Source organism: Halovivax gelatinilyticus (genome assembly GCF_024300625.1).
Lineage (GTDB): Archaea > Halobacteriota > Halobacteria > Halobacteriales > Natrialbaceae > Halovivax > Halovivax gelatinilyticus.
Window position 1 is genome coordinate 2,406,804 of record NZ_CP101322.1, and the last position, 25,038, is coordinate 2,431,841.

The 25,038-nt window shown below is 64.0% G+C and carries 23 protein-coding genes; 18 read left to right on the forward strand and 5 right to left on the reverse strand.

What is annotated here, in order from left to right:
• Nucleotides 1-49 precede the first annotated feature (49 nt).
• Together NKH31_RS11360 and NKH31_RS11365 are read right to left on the reverse strand one after the other, a co-directional pair.
• A complete protein-coding gene (locus NKH31_RS11360; protein ID WP_254861914.1) occupies nucleotides 50-487 on the reverse strand; it encodes a DUF7112 family protein in 438 nt (145 codons plus the stop codon).
• Between the two features lie 13 nt (nucleotides 488-500).
• Entirely contained in the window at nucleotides 501-899 is a 399-nt protein-coding gene (locus tag NKH31_RS11365) for a 30S ribosomal protein S6e (protein ID WP_254861915.1), read from the reverse strand.
• A 318-nt stretch (nucleotides 900-1,217) separates the two neighbouring features.
• Here NKH31_RS11365 and NKH31_RS11370 point away from each other — a divergent pair, with 318 nt between their 5' ends.
• Complete coding sequence (locus tag NKH31_RS11370; protein ID WP_484496862.1) at nucleotides 1,218-1,523, forward strand: WNWW family protein; 306 nt, start codon at nucleotides 1,218-1,220, stop codon at nucleotides 1,521-1,523.
• Nucleotides 1,524-1,595: 72 nt separating this feature from the next.
• Here NKH31_RS11370 and NKH31_RS11375 read toward each other — a convergent pair whose 3' ends face one another.
• Entirely contained in the window at nucleotides 1,596-2,666 is a 1,071-nt protein-coding gene (locus NKH31_RS11375) for a M48 family metalloprotease (RefSeq protein WP_254861917.1), read from the reverse strand.
• A gap of 112 nt (nucleotides 2,667-2,778) precedes the next feature.
• Between NKH31_RS11375 and NKH31_RS11380 the strand changes: the two genes are divergently transcribed.
• Nucleotides 2,779-4,035: an MBL fold metallo-hydrolase gene (locus tag NKH31_RS11380; RefSeq protein WP_254861918.1), complete on the forward strand. Its 1,257-nt coding sequence runs from the start codon at nucleotides 2,779-2,781 to the stop codon at nucleotides 4,033-4,035.
• Between the two features lie 113 nt (nucleotides 4,036-4,148).
• Here the strand turns inward: NKH31_RS11380 and NKH31_RS11385 are convergent, their stop codons facing one another.
• The gene (locus NKH31_RS11385) at nucleotides 4,149-4,742 is read right to left on the reverse strand and encodes a DUF7344 domain-containing protein (protein WP_254861919.1); all 594 of its coding nucleotides are present in this window, start codon (nucleotides 4,740-4,742) and stop codon (nucleotides 4,149-4,151) included.
• Between the two features lie 677 nt (nucleotides 4,743-5,419).
• Between NKH31_RS11385 and NKH31_RS11390 the strand changes: the two genes are divergently transcribed.
• The 8 genes from NKH31_RS11390 (at nucleotide 5,420) to NKH31_RS11425 (ending at nucleotide 15,220) form a co-directional block, all read left to right on the forward strand.
• Complete coding sequence (locus tag NKH31_RS11390) at nucleotides 5,420-6,571, forward strand: S24/S26 family peptidase (RefSeq protein WP_254861920.1); 1,152 nt, start codon at nucleotides 5,420-5,422, stop codon at nucleotides 6,569-6,571.
• Between the two features lie 22 nt (nucleotides 6,572-6,593).
• Nucleotides 6,594-8,117 carry a DUF5305 domain-containing protein gene (locus NKH31_RS11395; RefSeq protein ID WP_254861921.1) on the forward strand — a complete coding sequence of 508 codons (1,524 nt, stop codon included), beginning with the start codon at nucleotides 6,594-6,596 and terminating at the stop codon, nucleotides 8,115-8,117.
• Nucleotides 8,118-8,574: 457 nt separating this feature from the next.
• Entirely contained in the window at nucleotides 8,575-10,242 is a 1,668-nt protein-coding gene (locus NKH31_RS11400; protein WP_254861922.1) for a DUF1102 domain-containing protein, read from the forward strand.
• Nucleotides 10,243-10,693: 451 nt separating this feature from the next.
• Entirely contained in the window at nucleotides 10,694-10,936 is a 243-nt protein-coding gene (locus tag NKH31_RS11405; RefSeq protein WP_254861923.1) for a hypothetical protein, read from the forward strand.
• Between the two features lie 275 nt (nucleotides 10,937-11,211).
• Nucleotides 11,212-11,817 carry a DUF1102 domain-containing protein gene (locus NKH31_RS11410; RefSeq protein ID WP_254861924.1) on the forward strand — a complete coding sequence of 202 codons (606 nt, stop codon included), beginning with the start codon at nucleotides 11,212-11,214 and terminating at the stop codon, nucleotides 11,815-11,817.
• Between the two features lie 53 nt (nucleotides 11,818-11,870).
• On the forward strand, nucleotides 11,871-12,941 hold the full coding sequence (locus NKH31_RS11415) for a DUF1102 domain-containing protein (protein WP_254861925.1): 1,071 nt from the start codon (nucleotides 11,871-11,873) through the stop codon (nucleotides 12,939-12,941).
• A gap of 335 nt (nucleotides 12,942-13,276) precedes the next feature.
• Nucleotides 13,277-14,215 (forward strand): hypothetical protein, encoded by a 939-nt coding sequence (locus tag NKH31_RS11420; RefSeq protein WP_254861926.1) that lies wholly within the window; start codon nucleotides 13,277-13,279, stop codon nucleotides 14,213-14,215.
• A 375-nt stretch (nucleotides 14,216-14,590) separates the two neighbouring features.
• Entirely contained in the window at nucleotides 14,591-15,220 is a 630-nt protein-coding gene (locus tag NKH31_RS11425; protein ID WP_254861927.1) for a DUF7344 domain-containing protein, read from the forward strand.
• A gap of 109 nt (nucleotides 15,221-15,329) precedes the next feature.
• Here NKH31_RS11425 and NKH31_RS11430 read toward each other — a convergent pair whose 3' ends face one another.
• On the reverse strand, nucleotides 15,330-17,297 hold the full coding sequence (locus NKH31_RS11430) for an aconitate hydratase (RefSeq protein ID WP_254861928.1): 1,968 nt from the start codon (nucleotides 17,295-17,297) through the stop codon (nucleotides 15,330-15,332).
• A 197-nt stretch (nucleotides 17,298-17,494) separates the two neighbouring features.
• Between NKH31_RS11430 and NKH31_RS11435 the strand changes: the two genes are divergently transcribed.
• The 8 genes from NKH31_RS11435 (at nucleotide 17,495) to NKH31_RS11470 (ending at nucleotide 24,968) form a co-directional block, all read left to right on the forward strand.
• Nucleotides 17,495-17,974 carry a deoxyuridine 5'-triphosphate nucleotidohydrolase gene (locus NKH31_RS11435; protein ID WP_254861929.1) on the forward strand — a complete coding sequence of 160 codons (480 nt, stop codon included), beginning with the start codon at nucleotides 17,495-17,497 and terminating at the stop codon, nucleotides 17,972-17,974.
• A 188-nt stretch (nucleotides 17,975-18,162) separates the two neighbouring features.
• Complete coding sequence (locus tag NKH31_RS11440; RefSeq protein WP_254861930.1) at nucleotides 18,163-18,714, forward strand: metal-dependent hydrolase; 552 nt, start codon at nucleotides 18,163-18,165, stop codon at nucleotides 18,712-18,714.
• A gap of 66 nt (nucleotides 18,715-18,780) precedes the next feature.
• Complete coding sequence (locus NKH31_RS11445; protein ID WP_254861931.1) at nucleotides 18,781-19,245, forward strand: CopD family protein; 465 nt, start codon at nucleotides 18,781-18,783, stop codon at nucleotides 19,243-19,245.
• 162 nt (nucleotides 19,246-19,407) lie between these two features.
• Nucleotides 19,408-19,839, forward strand: coding sequence for a hypothetical protein (locus NKH31_RS11450; RefSeq protein ID WP_254864801.1), 432 nt, complete (start codon nucleotides 19,408-19,410; stop codon nucleotides 19,837-19,839).
• 111 nt (nucleotides 19,840-19,950) lie between these two features.
• Nucleotides 19,951-20,859 (forward strand): phosphogluconate dehydrogenase (NAD(+)-dependent, decarboxylating), encoded by a 909-nt coding sequence (gene gnd / locus NKH31_RS11455; RefSeq protein WP_254861932.1) that lies wholly within the window; start codon nucleotides 19,951-19,953, stop codon nucleotides 20,857-20,859.
• Nucleotides 20,860-20,925: 66 nt separating this feature from the next.
• Nucleotides 20,926-22,767, forward strand: coding sequence for an MATE family efflux transporter (locus NKH31_RS11460; protein ID WP_425492261.1), 1,842 nt, complete (start codon nucleotides 20,926-20,928; stop codon nucleotides 22,765-22,767).
• 183 nt (nucleotides 22,768-22,950) lie between these two features.
• Nucleotides 22,951-23,433 (forward strand): twin-arginine translocation signal domain-containing protein, encoded by a 483-nt coding sequence (locus NKH31_RS11465; RefSeq protein WP_254861933.1) that lies wholly within the window; start codon nucleotides 22,951-22,953, stop codon nucleotides 23,431-23,433.
• Between the two features lie 125 nt (nucleotides 23,434-23,558).
• Entirely contained in the window at nucleotides 23,559-24,968 is a 1,410-nt protein-coding gene (locus NKH31_RS11470; RefSeq protein ID WP_254861934.1) for an ATP-binding protein, read from the forward strand.
• Nucleotides 24,969-25,038 lie beyond the last annotated feature (70 nt).

Below are 25,038 nucleotides of genomic sequence, written 5' to 3' on the forward strand. Positions count from 1 at the left end.
GATCTCTATCAAACTCGTCCCCGTGAGTGCCCACAGTCTGTGTGAGCCGTCACTCGGATTCGTCTATCGATTCCGCGATCGACGAGAGCGACTCCGACGGGGGCTCTTTTGCCGTGTAAATGGTCGTCTCTCCCGGTGGACGGAGACCGTACTGAAAGTCCTCCTCGACGACGTCGACCAGGACCGAGCCGCCGTCGATTCCGTTCGTCGAGAGCCACTCGGCCAGGCGGTCTTCGCCCGTTCCCGGCTGGCGCGCGCTGGCCGGCGTGTCGTAGACGCCGTCGATCGTCAGCCCGTCGCCCGTCAGCGGGCGGTCGATGCGGCAAAATCGTTCCTGGCCGTCGAGGACGACCCGGACGACGGTGTCCGCCGGAAACTCGGCCGTTTCGTCTGCCGGGATCGAGATCCGATGCCCGGTCGCCGTGGGTGTGGCGGTCGCTCTGATCGTCGTCACCGACGGGTGCTCGCTCGATATCTGATCAGCCACGAAAACGTCCCCCTTACTCCGCGTCCTCGTCGTCGCCGAGCAGGTCCGCGACCGGCGCCGAGCCCGCTTCGGCGACGGTGACGTTGATCTGGCTCACGTCGTCGGCGACCTCTCGCCCCCGAACCGTGATGCGACGGCGCTCGCCGTCGCGCTGTTGGTTGTACCCCGTCTCGGTCTCGCGCATCAGAACCTCCTTTAAGTTCGAGCCCGCGACGCCGGCGTGCATCGGACGACCCGTCTCGTCCGAGCCGCCCGTGATCTCGAGCGTGTAGCCGTCGAGACCGAGCGCACTGCCGTCGACGTCGTCGCCGATCGACTTACCCATAAACCGATTCGCGTCCTGTCCCTCGGCTTCGAGCTGGTAGGCCTGCCCCGATTCGGGGTCGCCGAGGACGACACTAAACGTTGCCATGCCCGGACCAACTCGGCGACCGCTCAAAAGCACATCGAAACCGAACGTTAGGCGGTCGTTCGGGTAGGCGGATCCCGTTCGGTCTGTGGCGGTCGACAAGTGGTGAACGTTGACACTCTGAGAACGGTGCCGATCGGTGGATGTCGACAATCTGTGGAGGTTCGAAAATCAGCGGAGGTCGACGATTGCTCGGCACAAGCCTGTCGCGTGGGGTCGACAGCGGTCTCGTCGCGCCGCTCTCCCCCCGTTCGGATCGAGTCGCTCGCGACGGGCGCCGCCTCGCCGGATCAGCCAACGTCGCCTCGCCGTATTAGCCAAGTGTCTTCGCGTGATAGATCCGGTATGGCTCTCGACCCTGGCCGGCTCGAACTGCGGTTACGCGAGTCGTTCGGCGGGACGATAGGAGAGTCGCGCACCGTCGTTCGGCAGGCGGTCGACCTGGCCGACAGCGGGAGGTACGCAGACGACGTCGGTGTCGCGCTCACGAACGAGCTCGTCATAGACGAACTCGCCGGTGCGCCCGACGGGACGCCGGCGGACCGGTGGAACTGGTGGATCGGTTCGCTGGAAGTGGCCTACGCGGGATACGGACGGTTCGGCGTCCGTCGGTTTCGATCCGAATAGTGCCGACGGTCGATCCCCACTCAGTTACTCGCTCAGTTACTCGCTCAGTTACTCGCTCACACACTCGTTCACTTACGTACTCTCTGTCGTCTCTAGCTCGACGGCCATCGACCGCAGTCGCTCGATACGGTCTGCAGTCTCGGGATGGGTGTCCGGAAAGAGGTCCTTGCTCAACAGCCCGTCGTCGCCGTCTTCGGTGAACTGCGCGAAGTCGAGCGGAGCGACGTAGAGCGCTTCGACGCCGCCGTCTAACTGTCGGAGGTCTCGATCCGGCGTTCGCTTCAGTTCGCCGTCGATGGTTTCGAGCGCGCTCGCGAGCGCGAGCGGATCGCCCGTCAATTCGGCGGCCCCGCGGTCGGCGGCGTGCTCGCGATACCGACAGAGGAGCCGATAGAGCAGGAAGCTCGCGATCCAGAACAGCGACGCGACGGCGACGGTGACGATCGTCGTCACGACGACCACGACGATGACGGCGGCGACCGCCCGGCCGTCGTTGTCGTGGCCGGTCCGGAGGAACCGAAGCGAGTGAAACACCGTGCGCAAGATGGTGTAGGCGCTCGTCGCCACGAGGTACGTGATCGTCGGTAGCAGGTAGGCGATCGTCATCACCGTCACGTCGCGATTGGCGACGTGAGCGAGTTCGTGTGCGAGGACGGCGTCGCGTTCGGCCGCGTCGAGGCTGTCGAGCAGGCCGGTGGTGACGACGATCGTCGTCGACGCTCGGGTCCGGCCCGTCGCGAACGCGTTCGGCGCCTCCGACTCGACGATCGCCACCGACGGGACCGGGAGGTCGGCCTGCTGGGCGAGTCGCGAGACGGCCGCGGTGAGCGCCGGATACTCGTCGTCCGTGACGGGACGTGCGTCGAGCGACCGCAGGGCGAGCCGGTCGCCGTAGGTGTACTGGCCGACGAGTCCAGCGAGGATCGCGACGAGCAGGAGGCGCCGATCGACGACGGGTTCGATACCGGGATCCACGCCGGTCAGTCCAGACGTGACGGCGGGAACGATCGTCCCGAGTGCGGCTTCGAGAACGACGACGAAGAGTACCGGAAAAACGACGATGAGTGCGAGCCCGACGACCATCCTGGCCTGTAACCCGCGATCGACCGGGATCCCGCGGGCGCTCGCCGGTCGGCCGTTCATACCGAGCCAAGGCGAATCGATCGGTAAAAGCGTTGCCATCATCACGCTGAGAGCGCTCGCCTTCGGACAGCAACCGACGGACCCAAACGACGCTCGCCCGAAGCGTACCCAGATGCACCTCGAGTTTCTCGGCGGGGCGGGCGAGATCGGTCGGAGCGCGCTCCTCGTCGACGACCGCCTCCTGCTCGACTACGGGGTCGACTCGGGTGATCCACCGCGGTATCCGGTCGGCACGCCCGAACCCGAGGCGGTCGTCGTGAGCCACGGCCACCTCGATCACGTCGGGTCGCTGCCGACGCTCCTCTCGGGGGCCGACCGGCCGAGCGTTCACTGGACGTCCCCGACCAGAGATCTCGCATTGTTGCTCGTCAAGGACACCCTGAAGCTCCACGGCGGGACCTACGACTGTCCGTTCACCGAGGCGGAGGTTGCCAGGCTCACCCAGGTATCGGTGACCCATCGCTACCGCGAGCCGTTCACCGTGCTCGGAGGCGCAGCCGGTGGCGGATACGACGTGACGTTCTACAACGCCGGTCACATTCCTGGCAGCAGTCACGTGCTCGTCGACGACGGGGAGACGAGACTCCTCTACGGCGGCGATTTCAACACGGCGGATCAGCGTCTCGTGACGGGGACGACCGCACGACCCGACGCGGACGTCGTCGTCTGTGAAAGCACCTACGCCGACACCGACCGACCGCCGCGCGAGGAACTCGAACGCCGGTTCGTAGAAAGTCTCGAAGCGACGCGCTGGGAGGGCGGGACGACCGTCGTTCCAGCCTTCGCGATCGGCCGCACGCAGGAGGTGATGGCCATCTGCGCCGAACACGACATCGCCTGTTACGTCGACGGGATGGGTATCCGGGTCGCGAGACTCCTCCGCCAGCCGCGAAACGAACCGTTTCTCTCGGATTCGTCGGTGTTGAGACGGGCGTGTGCGAACGCGCGGTTCGTCGACGGTCGCGACGGGCAGCGCAAACGGATCGCCGCCAAACCCACCGTCATCATCACGACGAGCGGCATGCTTCACGGCGGTCCGGCGATGACGTACGTCCCGGAGATCCGAACCCATCCGGCCAACAAGATCGCGTTTACCGGCTACCAGGTCGACGGGACGCCGGGTCGGGAACTACTCGATACGGGCAGCGCTGAGATCGACGGGCGCGTCGTCCCGGTGAGCGCACAGGTCGAACACTACGACTTTTCGGCCCACGCCGACCGTCGTGGACTCCGCCGGTTTCTCGACGCCTATCGCGACGCGACCGTTCACGTCACCCACGGCGATCGCTGTGATTCGTTCGCCGAGGAACTCTCAGCCGACGGATTCGACGCGTCCGCACCCGCGGTCGGTGAGTCGATCCGCCACTGACTCCGGAGCGGCTCCTTACTTGAGCACTGGTAGGAACGAACTGCATGTGCAGACGGTGTTTTCGCGGAGGACGGTGCCTTCTGGCGAACCCGTGGGTCGGTGCCGAGGCTGAGTCAGTCGTCGAGGGGGACGAAGTCGGTATCAGTGAGCCGACTCCCCCGGAGGTGGTAGGCGTGTGCGAGCGCCGATACCGTAAACGTACAGAAGATGATGACGGAGACGGCCGCCCACCCGACGGCGAACGGGTAGATATCCAAGTAGGTCGCCAGCATCAACGCGCCGCTCAACGCGGTCACGCCCAGGTAGTGGACGTGCCACGGAATGTCGTGACGTGGAACGTACTCGAGATAGAGTTGGACCTGATTCGCCCGGTCGGTCAATCGCATCACGCCTCGCGATTTGTCGAACTCGACGATACCCAGCTCGTCGAGTTTCGGGAGGTGGGTCTGACGGAGCGCCGTGTACACCGACTTTCTGTCCTTGTACGCGACCTGGCCCTCCAGGTCCGGATTTTCACTTTTTGCGACGTACTCGACGACATCTCTGAGGCTGACCAGTTCCTCGTCCGTCTCTTTGAGATAGCGGATGATGCATATACGCCGATGGTTGCTGAGGACGTCGAAGATCTGGTCGCGACTGATCTCTGCGTCCGAATTCGATGCGCCAAACGTTTCAGGTAGTTCTGTCGTCCGTGAATTTACGCCCATATCTCCCCCGTTTTCCCACTTCAACCGCGATGTGGCTTCTGATTGTGGCGATGACGGGCACAGACGATCTGGATTCGACGATCCGAACCCAGCCGCCCATCGTCACCGTATTTTCAACCAGTGCGAGCACAACCACAACACAGGATAAATTAAATACATTCTCTTTGTGGCTAAGATTGTACAAACTGAACGTCGTCAGGTTCATATTGACCGTCGTTTCACCCGTGAACGATCGAAACTGCCCCGGACTGAGGTTTCTGTTTCCCGGCCCGTGACCGCGATGACTCCGGATCACTCGACTATTCGATACAACTGCTCGGCAGTGTCCGATAACTATCCGCTGCTTCGGTTGCTTGTTCGACATCTCCGTACTCCCACGTGACGTCGGCGTACCGTTCCGAGTAGGAGCGTATTCAGACAGTGATCCTCATCGATATATAATATTATCTACCTTATGGGCAATTAATGGAGAATTTCAAGCTAAAAAAGTCGCTGAACGTAGCCAACCGCGTATCGGCTGGTCGTATGTTCGGCCCAGAATCTCGTACCCGTCGTGAACTGTCGGATGTGCTTAAATCCTGGATACGGCATGGTCACTATCGAGTGAAGGGGGTTGTCCGGTCTGGATACTCGGTGGCACGGCCGCCGAGTGACGCCTCATCCCGACACCTGAGACGATGACTATCAAGACTGGGGTGACGTACGCGGCGGGAGTGATCGGCGCTATCGTAGTCATCTCGCTCGTCCTCGGAATGCTCCTCGGCCAGCCGGTGTTGTTCGCCTACGTCGAGACCGGGAGCATGGAGCCGACGCTCTCGGCCGGTGACGGCTACGTCGCGATCCCGGCCCCGATAGCAAGCGACGTCGAGACGGGCGATGTCGTCGCGTTCGAAGCCGAGTCCGTTCACGGTGGCGAGTTGACGACTCACCGCGTCGTCGACGAGCGCGAGCGAGGATACGTCACGCAGGGAGACGCCAATCCGTTCATCGATCAGAGTCAGGGCGAACCGCCCCTGACCGACGGGCAGATCCACGCCGTCGCGTTGCAGGTAAACGGCGAGGTCGTAGCCGTCCCCCACATGGGAACGGTCGCGATGGGGATCGATTCCGGGTTCGATCGCGTAGAGAGCCTGGTCTTCGGGACGCTCGGTGGCGATCGGTTCGGGTCGGGATCGATGACGTACCTGTTGTTCGGCGTGGGAGTACTCCTTCTCGCCAGCAGTGTGGTCGGTGGGCCAAATCGAGAACGCCAAGGGTCGCGCTCGGGAGCGCGGACTCGGGAGGATTCAGTCGACTCGCGAGTGTTGCTCGCCGGCTGTCTCGTCCTGCTGTGTCTGGCCGCTACCGTGGCGATGGTGGTTCCGGCCGGCGGCGAACATTACGGCATCGTCAGTACCGAGGGCAACTCCTCGAACCCGACGGTCGTCCCGGTCGGCGAGTCCGACGACTTCGACTACGAGATCCACAACGGCGGATTCGTTCCGACCGTCTCGTATCTCTCCGCGGAAACGAACGGTATCGACCTCGAACCCGAGCGGATCAGGCTCGCTCGCGGTGAGTCCGAGAACGTCTCCGTCACCGTCTACGCCGACGACGAGACGGGATACCACGTCGAATCGAGCCGCGAGTACCGGTACCTCGTCGTCCTCCCGCCCGTCGTCATCGATTCGCTCTACTCGATTCACCCCTGGCTGCCCTCCCTCGCGATCTACGCGACTATCTCGACGCCCGTCTGGCTCGCCTGGAGACGGTTTTCCGGGCCGAGCGATCGGATCCGAACCCGATCACGCCCCCGATCCGGCCCCCGATTCAACTGGTTACACCCATGATTCGAACGAGTGTGATACGACCGTGATCGCCCACGAACTGTCCGACCACGATCGACGATCGATCCGGACGCGAACGCTGCTCAACCGGTGGTTCGTCGCCGTCGTCGCCATCGCGATCGTGGCGTTCGTCCTCGGCGGCTGGGGGATATACACCGCCCACGTCGACCCGGGAACGGACGAATCCGTCGAGGTGGTCGGTACCTGGAGCGAGCAGCCCGAACTGAGCCACCAGGCGAGCGTCGCGGTGGAAAACCCGGTCTTCGAAACCGGCGACGTCCTGGCCGACCGCCCGCTCTATTATGCGGACCTGATGCCCGAACTCGAGGGGGTTTACGCCTACTCCTTCGACGGCGACATCACCGACGGATCGCTCTCGGTCACTGCGAACGCGTACGTTCTCTATCAGGCGACGGACGACGGCGTTTCGTACTGGGAGGAGACGGAATCGCTCGAATCGGTTTCGACCGAGGCGGTCGAACCCGGCGAAGCGGTCCCGCTGTCGTTCGAGGTCAACGTGAGCGACCTCGAGTCCCGGATAGACGAGATCGAAGCTTCACTCGGGGCGAGCGTCGGAACGACCGAAACGCTCGTCGTCGTCGATACCACCGTCTCGGGGACCGTCGATGGGACGCAGATCGCGAACGCACACACCGCCCGGTTCGACGTTTCGAGCAACGGCGGGACCTACGCCGTCGAGACGGAGACGGGGGGGCTTCATGACGCGGAGATAACGGAGTCGGTCCATACCGATCGATCCTACGGTCCCGTCCGTACGTACGGGTCGGTCGTCGTCTTCGTCCTGAGTCTTGCGGGGATCGCCGGACTCGTGTACGCGAGAGAAACCGATGCACTCGAGGTCGCGCGAGCCGAGCGGCGGGCGGTAGCCGTCGCGAGCGAACGCGAAGCGTTCGCCGACTGGCTGAGCGTCGGTCACGTCCCGGAAGCCGAACTCGACGGCCCGCGTATCGACGTCGACTCGCTTCCGGATATCGTCGACGTGGCGATCGACTGCGACAGACGCGTCATCGAAGATCGGATGCGAGGCGCCTACTTCGTTCAGGATCTGGCCGCCTACTACGTGTATGAACCGCAACTCCCGGACGAGGTGACCGACCTCCCGTCCGCCGATCGCGATCGGAACCGGACAGACGACCCGGTCGAACTGGCGACAGCGGGCCGATCCGACCCGGTTCCCGACGAGTCTCGGGCCGATCCGGCTACCGCCGAAGGGACGACAGCGGCCGCGCCTGTCGAGTCGACCACCGACGAACGCCTCGCCGAGGTGGATGCGGTCGGTCCCGCACGGTCGAATGATGACGATCGAACGACCGTCTCGTACTTCGACGAGACCGACGAGGCTGCGGCGGCGCTCGAATCGCTGTTGGGCGGGCGCGAATCGTGGCTCGATCCGGACGACCGTCACGCGACCGACGGCCGATCCGATTCGGCAGACGGAGAGCCGACGATCGAGTCCGACGGCGGACGAGACGGCTGCGGTGACCGAGCCGTCGACTGTCGGGACGATTCAGACGGCGACGACCGGTGATCGCCCGCTCGCTCGTCGTAGTCGGGGTTTCTTCTCAGCGCTCAGCCGTGGCGTCGTGAACCGGCGCGACTGCGTGGCCGACTGTCGTACGACTACCACACTGGCGGCTGTTCGCCAGACAGCCATGCTGGATGCCGGTCGGTAGACGGCCATGCTGAATGCCGGTCGACAAGCTGCCATGCTGGTAGATCCAGGCCGGACCAGACGACGGATAACGTCACGTTTCCCGTCGAACTGGGTCGCTCGGCGGGTCAATCTGGCCACCTTCTCGGTTTTAGTTCGGGATGCCGTCAGACTGCGAACCGTCCGTTCGGGGGCGTCCTGTCGAAAGACAACGGGGTCGTGTTGGACACCGTCCGCGTAGAAACGTCTCTATACATACCGAGGGTGGGTTCGTCGACGTCGACACGAGGCGGACGGTCTCGTCTTCGAGACGGTCACGACTCAAACCACAACCATGCAACGACGAAAATTCCTGATCGGGGTGGGATCGGCTTCTATCGGTGGAAGCGCCATCGTCGGATCGGGCGCGTTCAGCAGAGTCGAATCGGATCGAGCGGTGACAATTCAGGTCGCCGAGGACCCGGATGCGTATCTCGGTCTCGACGAGTGTGACAGCCTCCACGGCGACAACTACGTCGACATCGACGACAACGGGCACCTGTACGTCGACATTTCGGAGAATCCGAACGGCGGTGAGGGTGTCAACTCGAACTCCCGAACGTGGTTCCACAACGTCTTCGAGCTGTGTAACCACGGGAAGGAGGACGCCTGCATCTGGATCGACCGGCCGGACGAGTGGCCGGTCGTCGACGAGGGTCCCTACGAGGGCGAACCGCGCGTCGACTTCTACCTCGGTGACGACGACGAGCGGTCGATTCTGGGCGAGGAGAACGCCGTCGAGGTGGAACTGGGCGAGTGTCACTGTATCGGCATCCGAACGATCACGCACGGGATCGACGCGAACGATCCGGCGGCGCTGCTAGACGAGATCGACGACACCATAACGATCGTCGCCGACGTCGGCGGCGACTGTGGCGACGCTCCGCCGGAGTGCGTCGACCCGGACGAGGAGACCTGGTCCGACGTCGTCGACGAGGAAGAAGGCGGCGGACCGGTCGTTCTCATGGGCCTCGACTCCGAACTCGGTGCCGGTGGTTCCGGACACGGGACGCCGGAGGAGCACGCTGATATGGTCGAGTCCATCCTCGACGACGTGACGAACGGGGGCGAGGGTATTCTCGTCCTCGGCGGCCAGATCGGTCCGTCGAGTAACGTCGACGACTACTGGGAGGGAGACGTCGGCAACGCGTCGAACGTCGACCAGCACGTCACGTTCGTCACCGACGAGGCCGAGATCCGAACCGTCGACTTCGACGGCTACGCCATGATCGGCGTCGTCAGCAGCACTCACCAGATCAGTCACGGACTTACGAACGACCAAAACGACGCGCTCATCGACCGGGCCGACGACATCGCCGACTTCGTCAACGACGGCGGCGGTCTCCTCGGCAAGACCCAGGAGGACCTCGACGAGCCGTGGGCGTACGTCGATCCGTTCGGCGAGTTCGAAAACCGCGAGATGGGGTGGGATCAGTACAGCTCCGTCGAAGTCACGCAGGCCGGCCTCGACATGGGACTCACGCAGTCGGGAATGAGCGGCTGGTGTTGCTATCACGAGACGTTCCCCGAGTTCCCGGAGTTCTTCGACGTCTTACTCACGCGCGATGAACCCGGCCTCGGTGACGGCGAAGCGGGTGCCATCGGCGGCAGCACGGTCGTGATTCCGCGGATCGTCTCGCTCGAGGTCTCGGGGCCGTCGAACGTGGAACTCGGCGACGCGCAGTCGTTCGACGTCACGCTCTCGAACGAGGGCGACACGTCCGAAGGAGACGTCGAGTTCGTCGTCGACGATCCGAACGGGTTGCTCGCCGACGACACGCTTCCGGACGCACCGTTCGAACTCGACGCGGGCGACGAGGTGAATTACGAACTAACCCTCGAACCGACCGACGCTGCCACCGAACACGTCGATCTCTCCATCGTGCGCGCTGACGATGGCGAGGAGATCACGTCGGTCACCGTCGAGATCACCGGCATTCCGACCGACCCGGGCGTCTGCTGAATCGGCTCGCAGACGAAGCGCCGTCGGGCGGACCGTCTTCCGGGAGACGATCCGACGACCGATCTCCGATTTCGGTACTCGTGGGGCGTTACACGTGTCCATCGTGCGCCTATATCGATTGTCGATACCTTCGAATGCAACGGTGGACGGTTGTATCGAGTATCGCTCCGTTCGAGTACGAATCTGTGGACTCGCGAGCGACGGATACCCGTCCCATCGGGATTTCAGTTGAACCTGAACCGGTAACACCGACCGAATACCTACGTGCGGGCGAGTCCGTCCAGTACACGGGGGATGACGCGAAACACGGTCGACTGGGGGAGCGTGTTCGTGAGTGGGAACACCCGCTCGCCGCCGGCGAGTCGACGACCTCTCGGCCAGCGAGTCGAACCGGTTCGACACCGGGGGCGCGAACGAGCAGGTCGAATGCGCCTCCCCGAAGTGGTAACTCGTGTTCGTCTGTTCTGAATGTGAGTCGGCTCAGTTTCTCCAGATCGTCGAAAGCGCGATCGAGTTCGACACCGCTGGAATTCGATCGATCGACGAGTCCTACCAGTGTACGTTCTGTGGCGAGCGCGGACGATACACCGACGACGGTGACGCAGAATCCGTGAGCGGGTCGATCCGTCGACGCAACTCCCAGCCACGGACCACGGGCCAGCACGCTTCAGCCGGCGATCGTCCGGCGGAGTAATTCGACTGCGTGCCCGATCGATTCTCCGCGGAATCGTTCCATTCGTGGTGTATGGCGTCCTCGAGCGGCCCGTTCTGTGTCGGATCGACGAATCAGGGGGACAATCGGGCGTTGTTAGCGTCGAACCGATCTCACGGTCGCCCTGAGCACCACTACGCTCGGGTTGTTGGTCGAACTACGTGTGATATCTTACGGTGGGTATCCTCGATGGATCGATCGAGCGCGGGGGCTGGGGGACCCGGTCTGGACCCGTGCGAAAACGACTACGATCAACCATGCAACGACGCAACTTCCTGGTCGGAATCGGTGGAACAGCTATCGGCGCCAGCGCGCTCGTCGGATCGGGCGCGTTCAGCCGAGTCGAATCGGATCGCGCAGTCAACATCGAGGTGGCACCCGACGACGAGGCCTACCTCGGACTGGTGCCGCTCGACAACGCGAACAGCAACAACTACGTCGAACTCGACGACAACGGTCACCTCGAGATCGACATCGCCGATCAGCCGATCGGTGACGGTGTCAACTCGAACTCGCGGACGGAGTTCGAGGGGATGTTCGACATCTGTAACAACGGAAAGGACACCGCGACGATCACCGTCGACGTCACGGACCTCGAATTCCATCCGAGCGCGTCCGACGGAATCAACTCCGCTGGCACCCCGGTCGCCGACGTCCAGGACGAAGATGGCAACTCGATCGTTCTCGACAGCGACGACGACTGGGAGGCCCCAGGCTTCGAACCGCTCGTCCTCGAAACCGGCGAGTGTGAGACGATGCGGATCGTCACCGAGACCTACGGCATCGACGCAACCGAGGACGAACCGCTCATCAGCGGTCGCGTGACCATCGTGGCAGACGCACCCGGCGCTGGTGGGAACTAGCCGCCGCGTGCCATCCGGTAACTCTCATGAAACGACGAACATTCATCGCCGGTGTGGGTGCCAGCTCGATCGGGACGAGCGCGCTCGTCGGAACGGGTGCGTTCAGCCGCGTCGAGTCTGACCGGGCCGTCACCGTCCAGGTTGCGGAGGATCCGGATGCGTACCTCGGGCTGGACAAGTGTGACGCGCCCAACGGCAGTTACGCCCACCTCGACGAGAACGGCCACCTCGCGATCTACATGGACCCGGAGAACCCGACCCGAGACGACACGCCGTTGGGAGCCGGCGTCAACTCGAACTCGACGACGTGGTTTCACAACGTCTTTCGGATCTGCAATCAGGGGAAAGAAGAAGCCTGTGTCTGGATCGAAGACGACGCTGACTGGCCGTACTACGACGACGAACGCCGCATCGATTTCTACCTCGGTGCGGACGACGAGGCGTCGATCATCGGACAGGAGAACGCACGTTCGCTCGAAGTGGGCGATTGCGTCTGTATCGGAATCAAGACGCGGACCTACGAATTAGCCGACGGTGATCGGTTGCTCGAATCGCTCGACGACCGCATCACCCTCGTCGCGGACGTCGACGGTACTTGCGCGGAGTCACCCGCCTGTACCACGCTCTACGGTCGATACGAGTGTACGACCTACGAGGAAGAAAACGGCAGCTACCGGCGAACCGGAAGCGCGTATCGGATCGGAAACGACGCCAGCGGTTCCGGCGGGGCGACGACGTACGATCTCGCGATCGCCGACTCTCCCGGCGAGTTTCGCTCGAATCTCGAACTCGAGGCGAACACGTCACAGCGACGCATCGGCGACGCGAGCGTTCCGCTCGGCGGGTTGCTCTTTTGGGATGCTGGCGACGCGTGTTCACCCCTGGCTCGGACCTGGGGCCGGTACAAATCCGATCACGGCCTCGACGACCTCACCGACTGGTACGGAACGGTCGGCAACGGCGTTCCGGCTGACGCACCGTCGGATGTCGACGATGACCTCCTCGTGGTCACCGTCGAGGACGTGCCGGCGGAGGCCGAACCCGACGTGACCATTCCGAGTGACCAATTCCCGGAGATGAGCGACGCGGCCAGCGACGCCGGTTGGACCACCTGCGACGAATAGGCGGGCCGCCGTCGGCACCTGGTGCGTTCTTCGCACCGAGTACCCGTTCTGGCTACATTCACCGTTGTCACTCACTCGGCGTATCGGCTCTACAGCCACACGCAATTTCCCGCTCGTCGACCGGCGATAACGTCCCGTTGTGGCTGACCGGCCGGTTTCAGGCCGACTCATCCGTTCGACTATCGTCGCACTACTAAGTGGGGTCGTTCGGAACTGACCGATAGACGAATCCGCGCGACCAGCGGGTTGCCCGCTCGACCATCGTATCGACTGAACGCCTGATCGGCGGGTGTCTGGCGATTGCAACGGATCGCAACCGGTGGACGATAACTACAATGAAACGACGAACATTCGTGCTGGGAATGGGAACGGCATCGATCGGGGGCAGTCTCGTCCTCGGGTCGGGCGCGTACTCGCAGGTGAACGCGAGGCGCGACGTCTCGATCGAGACGGTCGGTGACGACGATGCCTACCTTCGATTGCAGTACAACGACGATATCGACTTCGAGTGTGAGACGGTCGAGACGATACTCTGGGTGACGAATCAACTCAAAGCACCGATCGACGAACTCGGTTTCGACGTCGTGGGGACGGACCCGGAGATCGCCGTCGAGGTCGTCGACACCACCGACTCGATCGCCGTCGGCGAAACGGGCGAGATCGTCGCGGAACTCACCTGCGTCGGCGGCGAGGGGGATCGCACCGTCAACTTCGAAATCGAAGTTCGGGGCGAAGACCTCGGCGTCGATGCCCATCGGACCGACGAGATCGCCCTCTCGTGTCACTGTCCGGGAGAAACTGCCTGGGCGCTGCTCGAAGATGCGACCGGATCGACCGACCCTGCACGCCACCGACTCAACGAGATCCCCGAAATCCGGACCAATCGCTGGGGCTGGTACCTCCCGTACGAATTAGCTGCCGGGCCGGTCACTGCCCAGCTGTGGGCCGGTGCCGGACGGAACGAACTCGATCGGGGATCCGAAACCGGTTCCGTCACACTCGACGACGACGGAGACGTGCTGTCCGTCTCGGTGTCGTCGCTCGACTCGTCGGTGATCGATCGCAGTCACTGTTACGTCGGTCCGGACACAGACGGACTTCGAGAGCGTAACGCCGCGCCCGGTCTGTTCGAGTACGACAGCGACAGCCTCGCCTACGACCAGCAGACGGAAACGTACGAGATTCCCACGAGCGATATCACGGACGGACTCGCCGTCGGGGATTCCCTCGTCGTCGCGTTGCACGCCGAGGTGTTCGAATACGGCGCCGACTGACGGGGTGATCCACGATCCTGTAACGCGACGGAACAGTCCTGTCGCGGCGCTCTCGTTGTTGGGCTTTTCCCGCGCTCGAATCGATCAACCGCGTCTGGGGCTGTAGCGGCGGTGATCGACCCGATCTGTTCGTCTACTTTGTTCGAATCTCACCTACCGAATCAAATCACGTTCGGGCGGTTCTGTCGTACAGTCGTTAGCACTCAGAATTTTCTGTCACGCAGTCTCCCGTTCAGGGTGTCTCTGTCGTTCAATCTGAACGTTCAGGGCGAGCCAGCCACACTTACCTGGGGGTAAGTGCCCTACTTACTCGACACATACCTTGAATTTATGTATCACCCATTCGTTCTATTCGACTGCTCGGGTGCCGTGATAATGGGAACGAAGGCAGTACTGAAAGACGGAAACGCGGTCACGGGAGAGCCGACCCCGAGGACCGGGGAATCGATCACCGACCGACCGATCGACCGGCCGCTGGACGTCGATCGGCTTTACGACGTACTGGCGAATCAGCGCCGGCGGTTTGCGCTGTACTATCTGAAACGGCATCCGGAGGGCGTTTCGATCGGCGAGTTGACCGAACAGGTTGCCGCCTGGGAGGTCGGTGCCACGCCGGCGGAGGTCACGCCGGACCAGCGAAAGCGCGTCTACACGGCCCTCCAGCAGTCACACCTCCCGGCGCTCGAATCGGCCTCGATCGTCACCTACGACGAAGAGCGACGGATCGTCGAACCGACCGAGGCCCTCGCGTCGATCGAGTGCTATCCGATGTCCGATCGGTCCGATTTCGACGCGTGGTCGCGGTGGTACCTCGGCGTCACGGCTCTCTCGAGCGCCGTCGTCTCGCTCGCGTGGCTGGGACTCTGGCCGATCTCGATCCTCTCTCCGCTGGTCATCGCGACGGGCATTCTCGTGGCGTTCGCGACGCTCGTGGTGACACACTGGTACGCGACCGAACACCGATCGTCGTCGACCGACGCGCGACCGCCGGAACTCGACGAGTGAACGCTCGAAACCAGGCGAGTAAACGCTCGAAACCGGACGACACGACGTGTTCGTGGCCTGACTAGTAACCGCTCGCACAGCCCCACTCAAAAAAGAGAGGCGGGCGTACTCAGTCGTCAGCAGCCGCCTGCGATCCCGACGCCGCCTGCTCTTTCGTCCAGGAGAGCTTTCCGCCGGCGGCGAGGATGTCGCGTTCGCGAGTCGATGCGGAGAGGGTCGCGTCGAACGTCTCCTCGCCGTTGACGCGGACGGTGAACGTCTCCCGACCGCTGGCGACGCCCTCGTGGACGTCCTCTTCGATCTCGACGTCGTCGCCCTGTTCGATCGAATCGTAGGTCTCCTCGTCGATCACGAGCGGGACGATTCCGAAGTTAAAGAGGTTCGCCCGGTGGATTCGCGCGAAGCTCTGGGCGAGTACGGCCTCGACGCCGAGGTACATCGGACACATCGCGGCGTGTTCGCGCGAAGAGCCCTGTCCGTAGTTCTCGCCGGCGAGCAGGACGCCACCGTCGGCCTCGGCAGCTCGTTCGGCGAACGTCTCGTCGACGCGCGAGAGGGTGAACTCCGAGAGCCTGTCGATGTTCGAGCGATACATCAGGATGTCCTGGGTCGCGGGGATGATGTGGTCGGTGGTGATGTTATCGCCCATCTTCAGCAGCACCTCGCCCGCGACGTCGTCGATCCCCTCGCGAAGTGGCACTTCACCGATGTTCGGGCCCTTGATGAGTTCGTCGTCGACCGCCTCGTCCGGTTCGATGAGGTCCGCCTTCGAGGCGTCGTACTCGTCGGGGAGTTCGAACCCGGGATCGTCGAGGTCTCCCAGCTCGTCTGCGAGGTCGCGCGGATCGACGATCTCGCCGGCGATCGCCGCCGCGGTGGCGACCTCCGGCGAGCAGAGGTAGACGTTGTCATCTTCGATGCCGGATCGTCCCTCGAAGTTCCGGTTGAACGTTCGCAGCGAGACGGAGTCGGAGGCCGGCACGTGACCGATACCGATGCAGGCGCCGCAGGTGGCTTCGGAGAAGTTGACGCCGGCGGCCATCATTTCGGCGACCCAGCCCTCGCGCGCCAGGATCTCCGAGGCCTGCTTCGAGCCGGGTGCGACGATCATCTCCGTCCGCTTGTCGACGGTGCGACCCTCTAACATCTTCGCGGCCGGGAGGACGTCCTCGTAGGCGCCGTTGGTACACGAGCCGATGATGACCTGATCGACGTCCGTGCCCGCGACCTCGCCGACCGGAACGACGTTGTCGGGCATCGACGGCGTCGCGATCAGGGGTTCGAGATCATCGAGATCGACGACGATCTCGTCGTCGTACTCGGCGTCGTCGTCCGGCTGGATCTCGACGTACTCGTCTTCGCGGCCGACGCGCGCGAGGTAATCGCGGGTCTGTTCGTCGGTCGGGAAGATCGACGTCGTCGCGCCGAGTTCGGTTCCCATGTTGGTGATCGTCATCCGCTCGGGCGCGGTGAGGTTCTCGACGCCCGGACCGGTGTACTCCAGGATCTTGCCGACGCCGCCTTTGACGGTGAGCCGCCGGAGCATCTCGAGGATGACGTCCTTCGCCGTCGCCCACTCGGGGAGTTCACCCTCCAGCCGGACGTTGACGATCTCCGGCATCTCGATGTAGTAGGGGGCACCGCCCATCGCGACGGTGACGTCGATACCGCCGGCGCCGATCGCGAGCTGGCCGAGTCCGCCGGGCGTCGGTGTGTGAGAGTCCGAGCCGAGCAGCGTCTTTCCGGGCGTCGCGAAGTTCTCACGGTGGACGTTGTGACAGATTCCGTTGCCCGGTCGCGAGAAGTGCGCCCCGTACGTTCCCGCGGCCGAGCGAAGGAATCGGTGGTCGTCGGTATTCTTAAAGTCGAACTGGTAGGTCTGGTGGTCGCAGTACTGCGCGGCGATCTCCGTCTGGACTTCGTCCAGATCCATCGCCTCGAACTGCAACCAGACCATCGTCCCCGTCGTGTCCTGCGTGAGGACCTGATCGATCTCGATGCCGATCTCCTCTCCGGTGACGAGGTCGCCTTCGACGAGGTGATCGTCGAGAATTTTCTCTGTAACCGTCAATCCCATAGCACCCAGAAATCGGCTACCCGTGGCCATAAAACCAGTGTGTTCTTCACACCGGATGTATCGAATTGCCGGGCGACGGCTCGCGTTTACGTGAGATTTCCGGGCGACTCCGGGTCGCACACCATCCGGTCGACCACGCTCCCCACCAGCCGGTCGAACGCGATACGTTTTTGCCGGTACCGTTACCTCTCGGTGATATGTACCGATCCGGCGCCTTCGTGGCCGATTGCGTCTCGCCGACGACCGACGAGCAGGTCCAGCCCAACGGCGTCGATCTCACGCTCGACGTCGTCTTCGAGCAACTCGAGCCCGGTCGCATCACCCGCGACGGCAAAGAGATCGGCGACCGCGTCGCCCGCCCGCTAGAAGAACTCGAGGAGAAAGCCCCGGCCACCTACTACTTACCCGAGGGAACCTACGTGGCTCGCTACTCCGAGCGGATCGCCGTTCCCGACGGCCACGTCGGCTTCGTCTATCCCCGGTCGTCGCTCATGCGCAACTCCTGTATGCTGAACACGGCCGTCTGGGACGCCGGCTACGAGGGTCGCGGCGAGGGACTGCTCCAGGTCCACCACGACGTCGAACTCGAACGCGGCGCCCGAATCGCACAGCTCGTCCTCGCCGAAGCCGACCACGAGGGCGTCTACGACGGCAGTTACCAGGGCGAAAATCTGTAATCCTCCCGGGGAGCCGTAGAAATCGTCCGACCGTCAGTTTGTGCGTCGTACATCCCACGACAGAACGCCCTCCACCCGCCGGCCAACGCGCCACCCACCCCTCGCAATCGACCGAGCCGGTTCCGGGACGCGGAACTTTATAGGCTGACTCGCGAACCCTCGGCCATGGCAGGAGGCGTTCGACCGTGATGGCAACCACCCACGCGTTCGCCGCGCTCGCCCTCGTTTCTCCGGTCGCGTACGCGGCCCCCGAACTGGCGACGCCGCTCGCGATCGGCGCGATCCTGGGCGGTCTCGCGCCTGATCTCGACGTCGCCTTCGACCACCGTCGGACGCTTCACTTCCCGATCCTGGGGGCGATTCCGGCGCTCGGGTCGGTCGCGCTCGCGACGCTCGTCACGACCCCGTTGTCAGTCGGCGTCGCGGCCTTTTTCGTCGGCGTCTGGCTCCACGCCGCGAGCGACGCGATCGGCGGCGGGTCCGAGTGGAATCCCTGGACGAATCCGACCGATCGGGCCGTCTACGATCACGCCCGCGGCCGGTGGATCCGACCGCGCCGCTGGATTCGCCACGACGGCGCGCCCGAGGACGCGGCGGCGGCGATCGCCCTCGCCGTCCTCGCTCTCTACGGCTTCGAGTCCCTGTGGATTCGCGGCTTGATCGGGGTCGGCCTCGTCGTCTCCGTCGGATACGCACTTGTCAGACGCCGCGTCGCCGAGTGGGCGGGCCCGGAGTCCTGACGGTGGACGCTCATCGCACCGGTCGGGGATCGGTACGCTCATGGCGAGCCACTCGAACCGACGCGTATGGTCGACGTACTCCTCTCGCGAATCGCACACGTGGTGTTCGCCGGGTTGTGGGCCGGGGCGGTCTGTTACGTCGCGTTCGTCGTCATCCCGCTGGCCCGCGACGGCGCGTTCAGCTCGACGGAGCCCCTGGAGACGTTTTCGGGCTCGCTGAAGCTCCTGTCCCGAGTCAGCGCCCTGGCCCTCCTGCTCACCGGCGGCCACCTCGCCGGCACCGGCTACACCGCCGAGAGCCTGTTCGAGTCGACGAACGGGCAACTCGTCCTCGCGATGACGGGGCTGTGGCTCGTCCTCGCCGGGCTCGTCGAGGTAGCCACGGCGCGTTTCGAACGCGGTCTCGCCCAGAAGAAATTGCGAGAGCCGGCCCACCGGACGCGCTGGCTCTTTCAGGCGGCCGCGATCGTCGCTATTTCCCTCCTCGTCGTCGCCGGCGCGCTCTCAGGAAACGTCGCGCAATTTCTCTGAGCCCTCGTCGCCTCCCACGTTCTCCATCTCCGAGAAATCCGCTTTTCGATCCTACCTGTCATACCGGTGGTTAGTTCGATAAAACAATCAAATTGGGGCCGTCATTCTCATTTTTGAAACTTTCTGCGAAAGATACTTGAGGGTCTGCTATCACCTACTGCCATAATGCGCAACGGCAGGATGCTGGGGTTGTCGCTTCTCGCGGTCGGAGCGGCGGCGGTCGCCGGCTACGCGATCCGAAAGGGCGGATCCCGGGAGTCGATCGCCCGTGCACAGGCCAGCCTCGGCGCGCGAATCGTCGAAGACGTCCCCTCGACGGCGACGGTCGTCGACGTCTCCTCGCGTCGACTCGAAGAGATACCCGGCGCGAGACGAGCCGTCGATCGGGCGGTCAGCGCCGGATCGGTCGACGACTGGGTCGAGATTACGTTCGCCGACGAGGACGCGTGGTCGGTCGTCGACTCGCTCCGCGGGGCCCTTCCGTACTACAACGGGACGATGGGCGAGTACAACGGCGTCTACGTCAGAGCCGACGATCGAATCGTCGTGATCGACGCCGTCGGCTGGGCCAACGTCGAAGAGCCGGCCTTCTAATCGACGTCTCTTCGCCGCGAACCACGACTCTATCTCTCCCACGCGCTGAATCTCATCTCTTCCGCGCGTTGAATCGGAACCCTGACGACGCCCGCCCGACGAGCCTGTGGCATGCACCTGGGCCTGATCGGACTCGGACGGATGGGGCGTATTGTGGCGGATCGCTGTCTGGATGCCGGACACGACGTGGTCGCGTTCGACGTAGACGAGGAGGCGGTCGCGGCCGCGGCCGACGCGGGGGCAACACCGGCCGATTCCGTCGCAGATCTCGTCGCGAAACTGGAAGACGCGGGCGGCCCGAAGCACATCTGGCTGATGGTCCCGGCCGGCGACGCCGTCGACGCCGCACTCGCCGATCTCGACTCGCGACTCACCGACGAGGACGTCGTCGTCGACGGCGGCAACTCCTACTTCAAGGACTCGATCCGACGGGCGGAGTCCTGTCCGGCGGCGTACCTCGACTGCGGCACGTCCGGCGGCCCCGCCGGTGCCGATCTCGGCTTCTCCCTGATGATCGGCGGTCCCGAGTGGGCGTACGCGGCACTCGAACCCGTCTTCGACGCGGTCGCGACGGGACCGGACGGCCACGCGCACATGGGTCCGTCGGGCTCCGGTCACTACGTGAAGATGGTCCACAACGGCGTCGAGTACGCCCTGATGCAGGCCTACGGCGAAGGGTTCGAACTCCTCTCGGAGGGACGATACGATCTCGATCTCGAAGCCGTCGCGCGCGTCTGGAACAACGGCGCCGTTATCCGATCGTGGCTGCTCGAACTCTGTGAGGAGGCGTTCGGCGAGGAGGGATCCGACCTGGGCGACGTCGCCGACCGCATCGAGGGCGGCTCGACGGGAACCTGGACCGTCACGGAGGGGCTCGAACAGGAGGTGCCGGTCCCGCTGATCTACACCGCCCTCGCAGAGCGGTTCGGATCGCGCGCGGACGACGGTCGCTTCTCACGGCGACTCGCCAGCCGACTTCGGTACGGATTCGGCCGCCACGACGTGCCGCGACGCGAGTGACCCCTCGGGAACCCGCCTAGCCGACTTTCAAAACGTTGATTTGAACTGACTGTTACTGCCCGTACAGTGCCTGACGAACCCCGCGACGGTGACGGCGGGGATCGTGATCCGTTCGGCCCCCGAGACGACGCGTCTCCTCCCGATTCGTCGGCCGATTCCGACGATCTACGTCCGTCACGAGACGGCGCTGGCGAGGGACAGTCCGACGCGGACCGTTCCGAAAGCGATCCATCTCCGGCAACCGACAGCGACACGCGTGCCACGGCGGGGAGTACCAACAATGATTCGCCCGATGACGGGGCGGGAACCGACGACGAGCCGCCACAGGACGCCGATCAGGCACCGGTTTCGTCGATCACTGAGGGCAGTCTCACGCGACCGTTGTTTCACCTCGCCTGGCCGATCGTCGTAATTCAGCTGTTGCAGGTTACCTACAACGTCGTCGACACGCTGTATCTCGGTCGGCTCTCGGCCGAGTCCGTCGGCGCGATCAGCCTCGCGTTTCCGCTGATCTTCCTGTTGATCGCCGTCGCAGGCGGATTTACGACCGCCGGTGCGATCCTCGTCGCCCAGTACACCGGAGCCCGCGGCGATCGATCGGCGGGACTCGTCGCCGGACAGACGCTCTCGTTCGTCGCCGGCCTCTCGGTGGTGATCGGTGCGGTCGGGTACGTCTACACCCGGCCGGCGCTCGAACTCCTGCCGAGCGATCCGGACACGGCCGAGACGGTGATTCCGCTCGCGGCGGACTACATGGAGGTTATCTTTCTGGGCATGCCGTTGATGTTCGGGTTCTTCGTCTTCGCCGCGCTCATGCGCGGCTACGGCGACACCCGAACGCCGATGGTCGTGATGGTCCTGTCGGTACTCATCAACGTCCTCGCCGACCCGTTTTTCATCTTCGGCTTCGAGGCCAATCCGCTGTTCGGCTGGCTGGACGCCACACCCGTCGTCGGTACCGTCGACTTCGCCGGTCTCGAGGCGGGGCTGTACGATCTCACCGGCTTCGCGGGCTGGGGGATCGAGGGGGCCGCGTTCGCGACTATCCTCGCACGCGGCGTCGCGACGGCCGTCGGATTGTACGTCCTCTTCGCGACGAACCGCGGCCCGACGGTGGGGATCGAGCACCTCGCTCCTAACGTCGGCATCATCGAGGACGTCATCCGCCTCGGGACGCCGAGTATGATCGAGCAGACGACGTCCGCGCTTGCGATGATCACGCTGACGGCGATCGTCGTCACGTTCTCGCCGGAGGTGGTCGCCGCCTACGGTCTCGGTAACCGACTCATCTCGCTGGTATTCTTGCCGGCGATGGGACTCGGTCGCGCCATCGACACGATGGTCGGGCAGAACCTCGGCGCCGACCGAGCCGACCGGGCGGCGAAAGCCGTCTGGCTCGCGGCGACGACCGGCGCCGGCGTCATGCTCGTCGTCGCGGTGATCGCGGTCACCTTCACCGAGCCGATCGTCTCGGTCTTTCTCGGCGACGTGCCGAACGCGCCGGAGACGATCGCTCACGGCGTCGACTACGTTCGCATCCGCTCGGTCGAGTTCGCGTTCATCGGCGTCTCGCAGGTCATCCTCGGCGGCTTCCGGGGCGCGGGGAACACGAAGACGGCGATGGTGATCTCGATGTGCACCCTCTGGGTCGGCCGCGTCGCGAGCGTGCTCGTCCTCTCGTTCAGCGTCGCGGTCACGATTCCGGTCGTCGACGTCACGATCACGACCTTCGGTTGGGGGGTAACGGGGGTCTGGGTCGGCATGGCACTCGGAAACGTCCTCGGGGCGATCGTCGGGGTCGCCTGGTTCACCCGCGGAACCTGGCGCGAGAAGTACATTGACGACGAACGTCCGCCGGCGGCCGAGGAGACTGCACCAAAGTCGTCGACGTCCGCATCGGACGAGTGACTGGCGGCGGTATTCGTCCGACGTGACTTCGGTCAACCCGGGCTGCGGAGGTACGTCACCGAAACCGAGTCACCTGGCGCCGCGACTATCTCTCGGGTTGAACATGTTCGCCCCTTCTCCCACCGGACGGGAACCACTCCCCCTTTTCAACGGGGTACGCTGCCAAGCTGTGAGTGTAACACCATGTATTCGACCGATACATCCCGACGAACGGTACTGAAGGCGACTGGCGCATCTCTCGCGGCGATCGGCGTCGCCGGCTGTCTCGGCGGCGACGATGACGACAACGGCGGCGGAGACGGAGGCGACGGTGGGAACGGCGGCGACGATGGAGTCTCGATCGATCCAGGTACCGAAATCGTCCTGGACGGTCAGTCGAGCGGCTGGGTCGGAAAATCGCCGTCTGAGATTAACGGAGAGACGAACCCGACGCTTATTCTGCAGGAAGGTGAATCGTACACGATCGGGTGGGACGAGGGCGATGGCGCGACGCACAATATCGAAATTCGCGATAGCGGTGGCTCGGTCGTCGGTGACTACTCGACGGACTTCACCGGTGATCCTGGCGAGGATCAGTTTATCGACTTCGAAGCGACGTCGGAGATGGCGTCGTACGTGTGTGACCCTCACCCAAATCAGATGAACGGCGACATCATCGTCGAATAAGCTGTCCTCACACGAGCGTTGGTACGGACAATTTTCCGCCACGGTACAGCTGACGGTGTGAGCCTCGTACTGTGGGCGCCGTCGAGACGACGCCGTTAAGGCGATAAAGAGACAAGTTCCGTAGAATGACTGATGGGACACTGGACGTCGTCGAGTTCCTCCTCACGGCCTCCGTGTACACGGACGACCGGTCGCTCGACGAGAACGACCTGCCGCCCGCGTTTCGGCGCGTCTTCTGGTCGGCCGGCGTGGGTCCGGACGATGACGGCGAGAACGAGCGTAGCCCGGGTCAGCGCGGACGGATCGCCCGCGGCGGGATCGAACGGCCGCTGTCGACGACGAACGCGACCGCTCGGGAGGCGACGGGCGTCGAGCAGCCCTGGGGAGCGATCTCGGGGCTCATGTTCACCGAGCGCGACGACTTTTCGGGTCGGCTCTCGTTTACCGACCGGGAGATGGCCGAAACCTGGTACGCAGACCGCGTCGACGACGAGCGGTTGCTCGACAATCCCGTCCTCGCAAAGCACTTCGAGGGCGACGACGGCGTCGAGGCCGAGTACGAGACCGCGCGCGAGTTGAACCGGCCGATCCAGGCCGACCGGGTCTGGATCGACGGCCTGCTCGAAGAGTACTTCGCGGACGAAGAAGACGAGGAGATGTTAGACCTCGTCGACGTTCGCGCACCCGAGGAGATCGATATCACCCTCGACGACCTGGTCCTCACCGCCGATCAGGAAGCCGAGATACACAAGATCGCGAAGGCGATCGAACACCGCGACTACCTCGCCGACATCGGGCTGCGCGAGATCGGTAAACTGCTGTACGTCGGCCCGCCCGGGACGGGAAAGACGTCGACCGCCCGAGCGCTCGCGCGCGACATGGATCTTCCGTTCGTCGAGGTGAAACTCTCGATGATCACCTCCCAGTACCTCGGCGAGACGGCCAAAAACGTCGACAAGACGTTCGAGGTCGCAAAGCGACTCGCGCCGTGTATCCTCTTTATCGACGAGTTCGACTTCGTCGCGAAGACTCGGCGATCCGACGAGCACGCCGCACTCAAACGGGCGGTCAACACGCTGTTGAAGAGCATCGACGACATCTCGCTCATCCAGGACGACGTCCTGCTCATCGGCGCGACGAACCACCCCGATCAGCTCGACGCCGCCGCCTGGCGCCGGTTCGACGAGATCGTCAACTTCCCGAAGCCGGACACCCGGATGCGAAGCGACATCCTCACCGTCATCACCCGGACGATGGACATAGAGGAGTTCGACCCGTTCGCGATCGCCGAGATCACCGAGGGCTTGACCGGCAGCGACCTCAGAATGGTCTTACGCGAGGCCGTCCTGGAGGCGCTCACCGAAAATCGGACGACGCTCACCCAGGCCGACCTAGAACACGCCGTCGAGGACTTCGAAGAGCGTGACAACCTGAAAAACATGGACATGATCGAAGGCGACCACGAGGCGCTCGTCGCCGGGGGCGATCCCGGCGCGTCGAGCGACGGTGGACACGACCACGGCCACGACGACTGAGTCGGCCGCCGCTCGTCGGATCGATCGCGACGAGTTCGACCCGTCGAGTAACACCCTTATATCGCGGCTT

What these genes read in the sequence shown, in the direction of transcription:
- NKH31_RS11425 (WP_254861927.1), top strand. Translation starts at nt 14,591, where the DNA reads ATGGGAACGAAGGCAGTACTGAAAGACGGAAACGCGGTCACGGGAGAG.
- NKH31_RS11380 (WP_254861918.1), top strand. Translation starts at nt 2,779, where the DNA reads ATGCACCTCGAGTTTCTCGGCGGGGCGGGCGAGATCGGTCGGAGCGCG.
- NKH31_RS11470 (WP_254861934.1), top strand. Translation starts at nt 23,559, where the DNA reads ATGACTGATGGGACACTGGACGTCGTCGAGTTCCTCCTCACGGCCTCC.
- NKH31_RS11390 (WP_254861920.1), top strand. Translation starts at nt 5,420, where the DNA reads ATGACTATCAAGACTGGGGTGACGTACGCGGCGGGAGTGATCGGCGCT.
- NKH31_RS11435 (WP_254861929.1), top strand. Translation starts at nt 17,495, where the DNA reads ATGTACCGATCCGGCGCCTTCGTGGCCGATTGCGTCTCGCCGACGACC.
- NKH31_RS11420 (WP_254861926.1), top strand. Translation starts at nt 13,277, where the DNA reads ATGAAACGACGAACATTCGTGCTGGGAATGGGAACGGCATCGATCGGG.
- NKH31_RS11400 (WP_254861922.1), top strand. Translation starts at nt 8,575, where the DNA reads ATGCAACGACGAAAATTCCTGATCGGGGTGGGATCGGCTTCTATCGGT.
- NKH31_RS11430 (WP_254861928.1), bottom strand. Translation starts at nt 17,297, where the DNA reads ATGGGATTGACGGTTACAGAGAAAATTCTCGACGATCACCTCGTCGAA.
- NKH31_RS11440 (WP_254861930.1), top strand. Translation starts at nt 18,163, where the DNA reads ATGGCAACCACCCACGCGTTCGCCGCGCTCGCCCTCGTTTCTCCGGTC.
- NKH31_RS11410 (WP_254861924.1), top strand. Translation starts at nt 11,212, where the DNA reads ATGCAACGACGCAACTTCCTGGTCGGAATCGGTGGAACAGCTATCGGC.
- NKH31_RS11465 (WP_254861933.1), top strand. Translation starts at nt 22,951, where the DNA reads ATGTATTCGACCGATACATCCCGACGAACGGTACTGAAGGCGACTGGC.
- NKH31_RS11385 (WP_254861919.1), bottom strand. Translation starts at nt 4,742, where the DNA reads ATGGGCGTAAATTCACGGACGACAGAACTACCTGAAACGTTTGGCGCA.
- NKH31_RS11445 (WP_254861931.1), top strand. Translation starts at nt 18,781, where the DNA reads ATGGTCGACGTACTCCTCTCGCGAATCGCACACGTGGTGTTCGCCGGG.
- NKH31_RS11365 (WP_254861915.1), bottom strand. Translation starts at nt 899, where the DNA reads ATGGCAACGTTTAGTGTCGTCCTCGGCGACCCCGAATCGGGGCAGGCC.
- gnd (WP_254861932.1), top strand. Translation starts at nt 19,951, where the DNA reads ATGCACCTGGGCCTGATCGGACTCGGACGGATGGGGCGTATTGTGGCG.
- NKH31_RS11375 (WP_254861917.1), bottom strand. Translation starts at nt 2,666, where the DNA reads ATGAACGGCCGACCGGCGAGCGCCCGCGGGATCCCGGTCGATCGCGGG.